Raw genomic sequence first — 13,114 nt, forward strand, 5'->3', positions numbered from 1 at the left:
GGCAGGACCTTCGAACATGGTGCTTCACCCTCGGTTTGTTTGCACTTCCAAGGGTACACAATTTCGCGGGTCCTGCCGCTCTCCTGCGGTGATTCACCAAGCCCTACGCTAGGTCTTGGCCGGATTTATGATCAAGGCCCACACAAACATCAAAGGCATCTTGCCACTGCGCAATGATCGCATGGGCATCGTTGAATTGTGCCCCGCGACAGGTCTTCTCAATCTGATGGAGATATTTCCAGGTGATGGACGGATGGGCCTCCAACATCGCCCCGGACAGCGCCTCTTCAATCGAGAACCGCTCTTCGGTCAACTGGCTATTATACAAGCCGCCGATGCCGCGATAGGTCGGCAGGCCCGAATCTGCAGAAATGCCGGCACCGGTGATGAACAGCAAACGACGGGCACCGCGCAGGGTCTCCGCAATACGGGCGACTACCGCAGGATCAGGGACATGGCGCATGGCAAGGTCTCGCTCTCGTATCAGCCCAGAGTTCAGGCGTTCTCCGCCACCAGCGCCGCCAGGAAGGCATCGTTCTCCTGCGGCATCCCCACCGTGACCCGCAGGCAATCGCGCAGCAGGGGGTGGGCGGCGTTCAGGTTCTTGACCAGCACGCCCCGCTGCTTGATCCCGGCAAAGACCGCATCGGCGCGACCGGCGGGCAGGCGCAACAGGATGAAATTGGCGTCGCTCGGATAGGCATGGACCCCGGGGATGGCCGCCAGCGCGGCGAAGAGGCGCCCGCGCTCGACCCGGATGGCCTGGGTCTGGGCGTCCAGCACCGCGCGATGACGCAGCGCGAAGGCCGCGGTGACCTGAGTCAACACGTTGATGTTGTAGGGCAGACGGGTCTTGTCGATCTCGTGGAGCCAGGCGGGCGGCCCGGCCAGATAGCCCAGGCGCAGGCCCGCCAGGCCCATCTTGGAGACGGTACGCAGGACCAACAGGTTGGGCCAGTCGCCGAGACGCGGCAGGAAGCTGTGATCGGTGAAGGGCGCGTAGGCCTCGTCGACGATCACAAGCCCGGGGGCGGACTCGATGATGCGGCAGACGTCGGCCTCGTCGAATAGATTACCGGTCGGGTTATTGGGATAGGCGATATAGGTCAGCGCCGGTCGCTCGCGCTCCAATGCCTCAAGTACCGCCGGCAGGTCCAATGAGAAATCGGCAGCCGCGAGCGGTACGCCCACATAGTCCAGGCCGGCGAAGAGCGCAATCATGCGGTACATGACGAACCCGGGCTCGACCGACAGGACCTTGCGCCCGGGTGCGGCCACCGTCAATGCCAGCAATTGAATGAGTTCGTCCGAGCCGTTGCCGAGCAGGATGCCCTGCCCTGCCGGGATGCCTATGGCCTCGCGCAAGGCATCCTGGACGATCTGGCCTTGGGGGTCGGGGTAGCGGTTGATGGAGGCCCCCCGCAGGACCTCAAGCCACTCGGACTGGAGCTCCAAGGGCCAGGTATAGGGGTTCTCCATGGCATCCAGCTTGATCAGACCGGCCGGGTCCGGGACGTGATAGGCGCCCAGCGCGCGGATCTCGGGGCGGACCAGTTGGGCGATCAGGTTTTCCATGGCGTATCTCGGTGCTTGGTTGGCCCCCGTTCCGGCTTCGGGACGCAGAGCGTCCAGGGATGCATTCCCACGCGGAGCGTGGGAACGAGGGTGTCTAGGTAGGCGTCAGGCCCGGTACTCGGCCGAACGGGCATGGGCGGTGAGGCCCTCGCCGCGGGCCACGACTGAGGCGACCTTGGCGAGTTCGGCGGCGCCCGCGCGCGAGGCCATGATCAGGCTGGAGCGTTTCTGGAAGTCGTATACACCCAGTGGCGAGGAGAAACGCGCCGTGCGAGAGGTCGGCAACACATGGTTGGGACCGGCGCAGTAGTCGCCCAGGGCCTCGGCGGTATAGCGGCCCATGAAGATCGCACCCGCGTGGCGGATGCGCGCGACGATGGCCGGCGGGTCCTCGATGGAGAGCTCCAGGTGCTCAGGGGCGATCCGGTTGGCCAGGGCGATGGCGTCGTCAAGGTCCAGCGCCTGGATCAGGGCGCCGCGCTCACGCAGCGCCACCGTGATGATCTCGCGCCGCTCCATGGTCGGTAGCAGCCGCTCAACGCTCGCCGCGACCCGGTCCAGAAAGGCCGCATCCCAGGAGACCAGGATGGCCTGGGCCTCCTCGTCGTGCTCGGCCTGGGAGAACAGGTCCATGGCGATCCAGTCCGGATCGGTGGCCCCGTCGCACAGGACCAGGATCTCGGAGGGACCGGCGATCATGTCGATCCCCACCTGGCCGAACACCGCCCGCTTGGCGCTCGCCACATAGCTGTTGCCGGGGCCGACGATCTTCTCCACCGGCGGGACCGACGCGGTCCCATAGGCCAGGGCCGCGACCGCCTGGGCCCCGCCGATGGCGAAGACCCGATCCACCCCAGCGATATGGGCCGCGGCCAGCACCAGGTCGTTCAACTCGCCATCTGGGGTGGGGACCACCATGATCAGTTCGCCCACCCCCGCGACCTTGGCCGGGATGGCGTTCATCAGCACGGAGGATGGATAGGCCGCCTTGCCGCCGGGGACATAGAGCCCGACCCGGTCCAGGGGCGTGACCTGCTGACCCAGCAGGGTGCCGTCCGGCTCGGTGTAGCTCCAGGAGCTCAAGCCCTGACGCTGCGCGTAGGCGCGGATGCGCCCGGCGGCCTGCTCCAGGGCCTGGCGCTGCGCGTCAGGGATGGCCGACCACGCCTGTTGCAGGCGCGCACGCGGGACTTCCAGGTCGGCGGCGCCCGCGGGGGTCCAGCGATCGAAGCGCGCCGTATATTCGACCAGGGCGGCGTCGCCCCGGGCGCGGATGTCCGCGATGATGGCGTGAACGGTCTGCTGCACCTGGGCATCGGCGGCGGAGTCCCACGCCAACAGTGCATCGAGTTGCTCGCCGAAATCGGCGGCGGCGGTGGAAAGGCGTCTGATCTGGGACATGGGCATTTCAGATTGAAGATTGAGGATCGAAGATTGAGGAGTGAAGATTGAAGAATTGAGAGATAGACAATCATCAATCAAAAATCAAAAAATCCTCAATGAATATCCGCCACCGCCTGCCGTAACACGCCGAGCAGCGCGCTCACCGCGGCGTGCTTCATCTTCCAGGCGGCCTTGTTGACCACCAGGCGGGAGCTGATGTCGGCGATGTGCTCCAAGGGAACCAGACCGTTGGCCTTGAGCGTGTTGCCGCTCTCCACCAGGTCGACGATCAGGTCCGCCAGGCCCACCAGGGGTGCCAGTTCCATGGAGCCATAGAGCTTGATGATCTCCACCTGCTGGCCCTTGGCGGCATAGTAACGCTCGGCGCTCTTCACATACTTGGTGGCAATGCGCAGCCGCCCCGAGGGCGGAGACGGCGGCTGCGGCGGACCGGCCACCATCAGCCGACAGCAGCCGATACGCAGATCCAGCGGCTCATACAGCCCCTCTCCCCCGTGCTCCAGCAACACGTCCTTCCCCGCCACACCCAGGTCGGCCGCCCCGTATTGGCAATAGGTGGGCACGTCGCTGGCGCGGATAATGACAAGTTTGACCAGCGGGTTGCTGGTCTGAAGGATCAGCTTGCGGCTGGTCTCGGGGTCATCCAGGGGCCGGATGCCGGCCTGCGCCAGCAGCGGCAGGGTGGCATCGAAGATGCGGCCCTTCGACAAGGCGATGGTCAGGGACGCGTCCAAGTCCAATGACGGGCCTGACGCGGCAGTCAGCGTGCCCATCATGCGGTGGCACCGCTAGCGCTACGGCGGATGACTGCACCGAGACCGGCAAGCTTGGCCTCGATGTTGTCATACCCGCGGTCCAGGTGATAGATGCGGTCGACCAGGGTCTCCCCCTGCGCCACCAGCCCCGCCAGCACCAGGCCGGCGGAGGCGCGCAGATCGGTCGCCATCACCGGGGCGGCGGTCAGGTGATCCACCCCGCGACAGATGGCCAGATGGCCATCGATGCGAATGTCCGCGCCCATCCGCTGGAGCTCAGGTACGTGCATGAAGCGATTCTCAAATACTGTCTCGGCCACCACCCCGACCCCGTCGGCAATGCTGTTCAAGGCACAGAACTGGGCCTGCATATCGGTTGGAAAGGCCGGGTGCGGGGCCGTGTTGATATCCACCGCCCGCGGCCGTCGGCCCTGCATGTCGAGCTCGATCCAATCGGGCCCGGTTTCAATCAATGCACCGCACTCCCTGAGCTTCTGGAGTACCGCCTCCAGGCAGTCCGGGCGGGTATTGACGACCCGCACCCGCCCACCGGTCATGGCGGCGGCGACCAGAAAGGTCCCGGTCTCGATACGATCCGGCATGACCGCGAATGTGGCCCCATCCAGGCGGTCGACGCCTTGAATATGAATGCGGTCGGTACCGGCACCCTCAATCTGCGCACCCATGGCGATCAGGAAGTCCGCCAGGTCCGCCACCTCGGGCTCATGGGCGGCGTTCTCAATCAGTGTCTCTCCGCGGGCCAGGACCGCCGCCATCAGGAGGTTCTCGGTCCCGGTCACGGTCACCGTCTCGAATATCAACCGGGCGCCGTGGAGCCGATCGGCGCGGGCGCGGATATAACCGCCCTCCACCGTGATCTCCGCACCCATGGCCCGCAGCCCGTCGATATGCAGATTCACCGGCCGCGCGCCGATCGCACAACCCCCGGGCAATGACACATCCGCCTGGCCATAGCGAGTCACCAAGGGGCCGAGCACCAGGATCGAGGCGCGCATGGTCTTCACCAACTCATAGGGCGCGTCAAAGCGAGTGAGGGTACGCGGTTGCCCCCGCACCACCCCGTCCGCGTCCTGCGTCAGGTGGGCGCCCAGGCGGCCCAACAGGTCCAGCGTCGTGCGAATATCGCGCAGACGCGGCACGTTGGTCAGAGTCACCGGCCCCTCGGCCAACAGGGTAGCCGCGAGAATGGGCAGGGCGGCATTCTTGGCGCCGGAGGCACGCACCTCGCCGTGCAACTGGCCGCCACCGGTGATCAATAGTTTATCCATTAAGGGGTCGAACCTCGGGAAGAAAATACGGGAATAGTGGGGGAGCCTGAGTTCAAGAGCATCGCAACGCCGGCGTACCAGCGGCGGACTAACCTATTCACGTACTTGCTGACTCACCGCCAGCGTCGCAAGGCAACAGTGCCTCAAGATTGGAGAAGGCGGCGATACGCCGTAATGAGTCAGGCAGATTCAGAAAGTGCAGGGACAACTGCCGGGAGTGCGCAATATCCAGCCACTCCAGCACCAGGGCCAGGCCGGCGCTATTGGCCGCGGCCACCCCGCCCAAGTCGATCTGGAATGCACCGGGACCGCGCAGCAGGAGGTCGCCGGCCTTCAGCAGAGAGGGCACTGTATCGAAGTCCAGCGCCCCCTCTACCCGCGCGCGGCCGTCCCCGGACGCGATCAGGCGCGCCCCACCGCCATTGTCGGGACCACGCACCGTCAACCCTGACCTTTGCCGCTCGTCGAGTCGTTCCCCTTGCGGTTCATCTCGCCAAGCTTGGCGATCAGGCCATCGATGCCCCGCTGCTGAATCTCGGTGGAGAAGCTGCTGCGGTAATTGCTGACCAGGCTCGCGTTATTGACGATCACGTCATAGACCTTCCAGCCGGAACCGTTGTCATACATGCGGTAGTCGATCGGGATCGGCGAGGCCCCGGGCGCCCGCACCTCGGTGGACACCGTCACGGTGTTGTTCCGACTCCCCGGCTTCGCCGGGAGGTAGCGGACCTCCTGCCCGGAATAGTTGAGCAGGGAGCGCGCATAGGTGCGCACCAACACCTGCTTGAACCCGTTGGTCAGGGCCTTTTGCTGGGCCGGGGTGGCCTCGCGCCAATGGGCGCCAAGCGCGCCCTGGGTGATCTTCTCAAAATCGAAGTGGGGGGCCAGGATGTCGTCGATCATGCCGAAGATGAGCGACGGGTTCCGGTTCACCTCGGCGCGACGTGCCTCCAACGTGGTCAGCATCCGCTCCGCGGTGCGCTTCACGAGCGCGGTCGCATCGTCGGCCGACGCGCCGACGCTGGCACCCCAGAACAATGGCCACAGGGCCGCAAGCAATAGCACATGACGTCGCTGGATCATTTGCCGCCTTCCTCCGCCTTCTTGAATAGAAATTGACCGATCATCTGTTCGAGTATCAGGGCCGACTGGGTCTGAGTGATCTCATCGCCGTCGCGCAGATAGTCCTGACTCCCACCGGGTTGCAGGCCGATGTACTGCTCACCGAGCAGACCGGCGGTGAAGATATTCGCAAAGGTATCCTCTGGAATGTCGTCCACCGTCGGGTCGATCCGCATGGTGACCACCGCCTGATAGGTCTTCTTATCGAGACGCACGTCCTCGACCCGCCCGACCCGCACCCCCGCCATGCTGACCGGGGCGCGCGCCTTGATGCTCCCGGCGTTGGTGAAGCGCGCGGTCAGGCGATAGCCATCGTCGGCAACGTTGGCGCTCAGGTTGCTTACCTTCATCGCCAGAAAGAACAAGGCGACGAACCCCGCCGCCATGAAGGCGCCCACCAAGACCTCAATGCTGTGCTGCTTCGCCATGTCGTCAGTTACCCACGCCTCATTTGCCGAACATCAGGGCCGTCAGGACGAAGTCAATCGCCAGCACCGCCAGGGCCGAATGGACCACCGCCCGGGTGGTCGCCCGGCTCACGCCCTCGGAGGTCGCCGTGGCGTCATGCCCCTGGAAAAGCGCAATCCAAGTCGCCACCACGCCGAACACCAGGCTCTTGATCACACCGTTGACCACGTCCTCGCGAAAGTCGATCTTGGCCTGCATCTGGCCGAAGAAGGCCCCGTCATCGACCCCGAGCAGCCCGACCCCAACAAAATAACCGCCGAGCACCCCCACCGCACTGAACAGGGCGGCCAGGAGCGGCATCGAAATCAACCCGCCGAAGAAGCGCGGGGTGAGGATACGGCGCACCGGGTCCACCGCCATCATCTCCAGCCCCGAGAGTTGTTCGGTCGCCTTCATCAACCCGATCTCGGCGGTCAGTGCCGAGCCCGCGCGCCCGGCCACCAGCAGCGCCGTGACCACCGGCCCCAGTTCGCGCACCAGCGAGGCGGCGACCATCACCCCCAGGCTCTCCTTGGCGCCAAACTGGGATAGCACGTAGTACCCCTGCAAGCCCAGCACCATCCCAACAAAAAAGCCGGACACCCCCACGATCAAGACGGACAGGACCCCGACATTGAAGACCTGGGCGAGCAGCAGGCGCGGCCGCCGCAGCATGTCCCAACTACCGGCCAGGATACCGAGCAGGAGCAGGTGCGCCCGCCCCAGCCCGGCCAGGGCCTTGAGCCCGCCGTGCCCGAGCCGCGCCAGCGGGTCTAAGAGCCCATCCACCAGGGCGCGAGCCTTGTTCGCCATCTAACCGACCCCCCGGACCAACAAGTCGGCCGCCAGACTGGGCGCCGGATACTGGAAATGGACCGGGCCGTCCGGCAGACCATCCATAAATTGGCGCACCCACTCCGAGCGCTCCGCGGCGATCTGCGCCGGCGTACCCTGGGCCATCACCTTGCCGTTGGAGATGATATACATATAATCCGCGATGCTCGCGGTCTCACGCACATCGTGGGAGACGACGATGCTGGTCAGCCCGCTGGCGTCGTTGAGCTGACGGATCAGGGTCACCAGCACCCCCATGGAGATGGGGTCCTGGCCGGTGAAGGGCTCGTCATAGAGGATCATCATCGGGTCCAGGGCGATCGCGCGGGCCAGGGCCACGCGCCGCGCCATCCCGCCCGAGAGCGCGCTCGGCATCAGGTCCCGGGCACCGCGCAGCCCGACCGCCTCCAACTTCAGCAACACCAGCTTGCGCACCATGGCCGGGTTCAGCTTGGTGTGCTCGCGCAGCGGATAGGCCACGTTGTCAAAGACGCTGAGATCGGTCAGCAGGGCCCCGCTCTGGAACAACATCCCCATGCGGCGGCGCAACTTATACAGTGCGGACCGGCCAAGGGTCTCAACCGGCTCCCCGTCCACCTCGATCGACCCGGCGTCCGGGCGCAACTGACCGCTGATCAGCTTGAGCAGGGTGGTCTTACCGGTCCCGCTCGGACCCATCACGGCCGTCACCGCGCCGCGCGCAATATCCAGGTCGACCCGGTCGAAAATCACCTGGGCGCCGCGGGAAAAGCTCAAACCGCGAATCCGCACCAGACAATCGGGCGCAGCCGCCGGGCCGGACACGGTATCGCACGCGCCGCCAATCGGGACGCCATCGGGGAACTGCGTACTCTGTTGCCCGCCCATGGAGACCGGATCGCCTGTTGGTGTTCTGCGGATAAAGCCCGACAGTATCCAGACCTTAGCCGGGGGCGTCAAGTGACGCGAAGGCCGTGTCGATCAGGGCTTGGCGTCCGGACACTATTGTCCGATACTGCAACGCATGACCGGTTCCGAGTTCATCCATCGAGTGCAACGTTACGCCAAGGCGCACGGCTTGGCCTGCCGTGTGGACCATAAGCGCGGCAAGGGCAGCCACGTCACCCTGTACCTGGGGACGACCCTCACCATCGTTCGCAATCCAAAGGACGAGCTGAAGACCGGACCCCTCCATGCGATGCTCAAGCAGCTTGGCCTGGCCCTGACCGATTTTTAGAGAGACGCGCCGATGAACTTCATTTACCCAGTGACCTTGACGCCGGACACCGACGGCGGGTTCGTGGTGACCTTTCGCGACTGGCCGGAGGCCATTACCCAGGGGGAGACGCGCGAGGGCGCACTGGCGGAGGCGGCCGATTGCCTGGAAGAGGCCGTGGCCGCGCGCATTGATGACCGTGCGGAGATTCCGTTGCCATCGCCTCAACGGGCCGACGAGTCGACGGTGGCCGTGCCCATCGCCACCGCACTCAAAGCGGCGCTGTACCTGGCGGTTCGGGAAACGGGCATCGGCACCAGCGAACTGGCACGGCGCCTGGGGGTCCATGAGAAGGAGGCACGACGCCTGCTCGACCCCCGCCACGGGAGCAAGGCCGCCGCGCTGGAGCGGGCCTTGCTCGCGGTGGGACGGCGCTTGGCCGTCGAGGTGCGGGCGGCGGCGTAGGCCCTGATGACGTAGAGCAACAGCGGGTGACTCGGGTAGAGACGGCAGGCCCGGAATACGTCGATACCACGCTTGCCCACCCGACGGGGCCATCGTCGCTATAATTCCGGCCGCCACTTCCCTTGAACCGGATTGCCGACCATGACGCTGCAACAGGTGACAGACTGGCTGGAACGGCTCGCACTCGGCCAATACGCCGAGGCGTATCGGGATAACCACATCGACGAGGCCACCCTACGCGGCCTCAACGACGCCGAGTTGGAACACCTGGGCGTGGCATCCATGGGCCACCGCAAGCGCCTGCGCGCGGCCATAGCCGCGCTGTCCGACGCCATCCCGCCGGGCCCCCTCGCCGACCTCATCCCCCGGCTTCCCACCCCGCTCGCCCTGCCGCTTGCGGAATACCTCAAGGAGACCGACCCCAAGCTCAAGCTCTGGGACGCCTGCGATGCCGTCGAAGACCTGCTGCGCCTGCTGGTGTTCTTAGGTATAAGCGAGTTGTGCCGGTTGCGGGGCGAGCTCCCCGACGACCTGCGCCGCGACCTCTACCAAGTCATCGAACTGCCGACGCTGGGCAACTGGTGGCGCATGGCCCAGCAGGTGGCCCAACACATCGCTGGCCAAGTCGCCGACCCGGAGTCCGCGAACACCGCACTGCCGGAGTTCCCGTCGGCCGTCGCGCAGACCCTCGCCCCCGTGCTGGATGGTCCCGCCGGCCCGCGCACCGTCGAGCGGTCCTTCCTGGCCCTGCGCATCCAGCTTGCCCACGGCGGCGTCACCCACCGCCAGGCCGCCCGGCTGCTCCAGCACTGGCAAGCACCCTTCGAGGCCCTGTGGCCGGCACTCGCCTGGCTCGCCGACCTGCACCTGACGGTGCGCACCGCCACGGGCTATGGCGACTTGCGCGGACCCGACACCGCGCCCGCGCCCCTGACCCCGCCGCCATCCGCCCCCATCGACCCCGCCTTCGCGGCCCAGGATGCGGTGGTCGCGCTGCGCGGCGAGCGGGTCATCCCGCTCTGGCCACTGACCCTGTTCGGCATCCCGCGCCACCCCGAGCACGGCACCGACCCCGCCGACCCGCCCCTGCCCCAGGTCTATGTCCGCCGCGGCCAGGTCAACCTGCACTACCGGCCGCTCGGCAAGACCGACATCGTCCAAAGCGAGTCGGACCAGACCGCCACCGAGCGCTTCCTCGCCCTGTTCCGGGCGCCCGAGCCGCCAAGGCCCAAGGACCGCCAGGGGTTCAGCGTCCAGGGCTTCGAGGACAGCTTTCGCACCCTCGCCGAGCGCCTGATCGGGCGCGAGCGGGAACTCGACACCCTGCGAAGCGCCGTTACCGCGACCCCGAACGGCGTCCTCTGGCTCGACGGCCCCGCCGGCATGGGCAAGTCCTACCTGGTCGCCGCCCTGGCCGCCGAGCTGATCGCCGACCCGCCCGCGGACACCCTGGTCCTCGGCTACCAGTTCCGCGCCAACGATGCCCTGCGCTGCGCCCGCGAGCCCTTCCTGCGCTTCGCCTGCGAGCGCATCGAGGCCGCGCTGCCGTCGGCCGACCGCCCGCAGCCGGACGGCGACGGCCAGCCCCCCAAGCCGCTGGAGCGCCTCAAGACCCTGCTCGCGCGCTTCGCCGAGCGGACCCCGACCCCGGGCCAGCCCGCGGGTGCCAGGCGGGTGCTGTTCCTCCTCGACGGACTGGACGAGATCGCCGAGCGCGACCGCCGCTTCGTCCATAACCTCCCACTGGGCATCCAAGGCCCCAACCTGACCTGGCTCTGCGCCGACCGACCCGAGCAGGGCCTGCCCGAGGCCTTCGCCGCCGCCGGTGCGCGGCGCGTCTTCCCCGAGGGTCTGCCGCCCATGGGCGCCGACGACATCCGCGCCATGCTCATGGAGCGCATCGGCCCGTTGCGCAAGAAACTGCTCCGCCAGGACACAGAGGAGGGCGAGCGCGTCGCCAACCCCTTTATCGACAAGGTCGCGCGCCTGTCCGAGGGGCTGCCGCTCTATGTCAAATACGTCATCGACGACATCTTCGACAACAAATACCGAATCCTCGACGCCGGCGAGTCGCTGCCGCCGAGCCTCGATGCCTACCACGAGGAACTGCTTGGTCGCTTGGGCATCGGCGACCTTCACCAAGTCCTGACCCCACTCGCCGCCACCCTGGCCGTGGCCCGCGAGCCGCTGTCCGCCCCGGCACTGGCGGACCTGCTCTACCGGCGCGGGAAACTGGTGCCCGCGGGCGAGCGCGGTGTCGCCCTGATCCGCAAAGCGCTCGGCGCAATCCAAACCATGCTGCGCGCTGCCCGCACCCCGGAAGGCGACGAGGGCTATGTCATCTACCACTACTCGCTCACCCAACACATGACCGAGAGCCCCCATTGCCATGGCTCGGTCTCTGGCGCCCGGAGCGACCTAGCCGATCAGACCGAGACCGTCCGCGTGGGACCGCTGGCGCCCTATCTGTTCCGGCGCGGGATCGGGCATCTGTTGGAGGTCGGGCGCCCGGATGCCGCCTTGAAGCTGCTGACCTGCTTCGACTATCTGATGACCCGGCTGCGCACGCTGCCCGATCCGGATGGCGTCGAGGGACTGGGCGAAGACTGGCGCGCGACGCTGTGCCTGAGCCCTATTCCTGACCACGCTACCCGGCTCTGGGAGGCATTCTTTCGCGAGCGGGAGCACATTCTAAGGCGGGGGGATGAGCGTTGGCCAGCCCATAAGAGCTTGTTGCAACTGGCGGTCGAACATGCCGACGACAGCCCGGTCACGGCGGCGGCGGACGCCTGGCTGACCGCGGGGAAGTGTGATTGGACGTGGCTGCGCAATCCGCAGCGGGTGGGGCGGGCGGTGCCGGATCCCTGTTTGCACGTCTTGGAGGGGCATACCGCCCAGGTTAAGGGCGCCCTACCGCTCCCCGACGGGCGCATCCTGTCGTGGTCTGCGGACGGCGCCCTGCGCCTGTGGGATGGGCACAGCGGCGCCCCGCTCGCCACCCTCGAAGGGCATACTGAGTGGGTATGGGGCGCCCTGCCGATCCCCGACGGGAGCATCCTCTCGTGGTCCGGGGATGGCACCCTGCGCCTGTGGGATGGCCACAGCGGCGCCCCGCTCGCCACCCTCGACGGGCATACCGACGGGGTTTTGGGCGCCCTGCCGCTCCCCGACGGGCGCATCCTCTCGTGGTCCGAGGACCGTACCCTGCGCCTGTGGGATGGTCAGGGCGGCGCCCCGCTCGCCACCCTCGCCGGGCATACCGGCGCGGTTAGGGGCGCCCTGCCGCTCCCCGACGGGCGCATCCTCTCGTGGTCTGATGACCGCACCCTACGCCTGTGGGATGGCCAGAGCGACGCCCCGCTCGCGATCCTCGCCGGGCATACCGGCGGAGTCTTTGGCGCCCTTCCGCTCCCCGACGGGCGCATCCTGTCGTGGTCTCCGGACGACACCCTGCGCCTGTGGGATGGGCACAGCGGCGCCCCCCTCGCCACCCTCACCGGGCATACCAACGAGGTTTGGGGCGCCCTTCCGCTCCCCGACGGGCGCATCCTGTCGTGGTCTGATGACGGAACCCTGCGCCTGTGGGATGGGCACAGCGGCGCCCCGCTCGCCACCCTCGCCGGGCATACCAACCGGGTTGATGGCGCCCTGCTGCTCCCCGACGGGCGCATCCTGTCGTGGTCTGATGACGGAACCCTGCGCCTGTGGGATGGGCACAGTGGCGCCCCGCTCGCCACCCTCGAAGGGCATACCGACAGGGTTAGGGGCGCCCTGCCGCTCCCCGACAGGCGCATCCTCTCGTGGTCTTGGGACGGCACCCTGCGCCTGTGGGATGGCCACAGCGGCGCCCCGCTCGCCACCCTCGCCGGGCATACTGAGTGGGTATGGGGCGCCCTGCCGCTCGCCGACGGGCGCATCCTCTCGTGGTCTGGGGACGGCACCCTGCGCCTGTGGGATGGCCACAGCGGCGCCCCGCTCGCCACCCTCGCCGGGCACACTGAGTGGGTATGGGGCACCCTGCCGCTCCC

General features: G+C 67.2%; 13 protein-coding genes. 3 read left to right on the plus strand and 10 right to left on the minus strand.

The annotated features are described in order from the left end of the window. Window positions 1-103 precede the first annotated feature (103 nt). The 10 genes from QZX93_RS09315 to QZX93_RS09360 all read right to left on the minus strand — a co-directional run bounded on the left by QZX93_RS09315 (window position 104) and on the right by QZX93_RS09360 (window position 8,293). A complete protein-coding gene (locus tag QZX93_RS09315) occupies window positions 104-463 on the minus strand; it encodes a Sir2 family NAD-dependent protein deacetylase (protein WP_295387596.1) in 360 nt (119 codons plus the stop codon). 32 nt (window positions 464-495) lie between these two features. Continuing rightward, a complete protein-coding gene (hisC, locus tag QZX93_RS09320) occupies window positions 496-1,575 on the minus strand; it encodes a histidinol-phosphate transaminase (RefSeq protein ID WP_295387598.1) in 1,080 nt (359 codons plus the stop codon). 105 nt (window positions 1,576-1,680) lie between these two features. Next, window positions 1,681-2,976, minus strand: coding sequence for a histidinol dehydrogenase (gene hisD, locus QZX93_RS09325; RefSeq protein WP_295387603.1), 1,296 nt, complete (start codon window positions 2,974-2,976; stop codon window positions 1,681-1,683). Window positions 2,977-3,071: 95 nt separating this feature from the next. Further along, window positions 3,072-3,755 carry an ATP phosphoribosyltransferase gene (hisG, locus tag QZX93_RS09330; RefSeq protein ID WP_295387608.1) on the minus strand — a complete coding sequence of 228 codons (684 nt, stop codon included), beginning with the start codon at window positions 3,753-3,755 and terminating at the stop codon, window positions 3,072-3,074. Then, a complete protein-coding gene (gene murA, locus QZX93_RS09335; protein ID WP_295387613.1) occupies window positions 3,752-5,023 on the minus strand; it encodes a UDP-N-acetylglucosamine 1-carboxyvinyltransferase in 1,272 nt (423 codons plus the stop codon). Before murA ends, hisG begins: the two co-directional genes overlap by 4 nt. Window positions 5,024-5,120: 97 nt before the next feature. Next, on the minus strand, window positions 5,121-5,462 hold the full coding sequence (locus QZX93_RS09340) for an STAS domain-containing protein (RefSeq protein WP_295387618.1): 342 nt from the start codon (window positions 5,460-5,462) through the stop codon (window positions 5,121-5,123). Between the two features lie 2 nt (window positions 5,463-5,464). Further along, complete coding sequence (locus QZX93_RS09345; RefSeq protein ID WP_295387621.1) at window positions 5,465-6,106, minus strand: phospholipid-binding protein MlaC; 642 nt, start codon at window positions 6,104-6,106, stop codon at window positions 5,465-5,467. Continuing rightward, complete coding sequence (gene mlaD, locus QZX93_RS09350; RefSeq protein WP_295387624.1) at window positions 6,103-6,573, minus strand: outer membrane lipid asymmetry maintenance protein MlaD; 471 nt, start codon at window positions 6,571-6,573, stop codon at window positions 6,103-6,105. Before mlaD ends, QZX93_RS09345 begins: the two co-directional genes overlap by 4 nt. A 19-nt stretch (window positions 6,574-6,592) precedes the next feature. Further along, entirely contained in the window at window positions 6,593-7,405 is an 813-nt protein-coding gene (gene mlaE / locus QZX93_RS09355) for a lipid asymmetry maintenance ABC transporter permease subunit MlaE (protein ID WP_295387627.1), read from the minus strand. Beyond that, a complete protein-coding gene (locus tag QZX93_RS09360; RefSeq protein WP_295387629.1) occupies window positions 7,406-8,293 on the minus strand; it encodes an ABC transporter ATP-binding protein in 888 nt (295 codons plus the stop codon). 136 nt (window positions 8,294-8,429) lie between these two features. Between QZX93_RS09360 and QZX93_RS09365 the strand changes: the two genes are divergently transcribed. From QZX93_RS09365 to QZX93_RS09375, 3 genes are all read left to right on the plus strand, one after another. Next, window positions 8,430-8,642 (plus strand): type II toxin-antitoxin system HicA family toxin, encoded by a 213-nt coding sequence (locus QZX93_RS09365; RefSeq protein WP_295387632.1) that lies wholly within the window; start codon window positions 8,430-8,432, stop codon window positions 8,640-8,642. A gap of 12 nt (window positions 8,643-8,654) precedes the next feature. Further along, window positions 8,655-9,086: a type II toxin-antitoxin system HicB family antitoxin gene (locus tag QZX93_RS09370; RefSeq protein ID WP_295387635.1), complete on the plus strand. Its 432-nt coding sequence runs from the start codon at window positions 8,655-8,657 to the stop codon at window positions 9,084-9,086. 141 nt (window positions 9,087-9,227) lie between these two features. Then, the coding region (locus QZX93_RS09375) for an AAA family ATPase (protein ID WP_295387638.1) at window positions 9,228-13,114 on the plus strand (3,887 nt) is incomplete at its 3' end.

The sequence above is a fragment of the uncultured Thiodictyon sp. genome (assembly GCF_903946935.1).
Taxonomy (GTDB): domain Bacteria; phylum Pseudomonadota; class Gammaproteobacteria; order Chromatiales; family Chromatiaceae; genus Thiodictyon.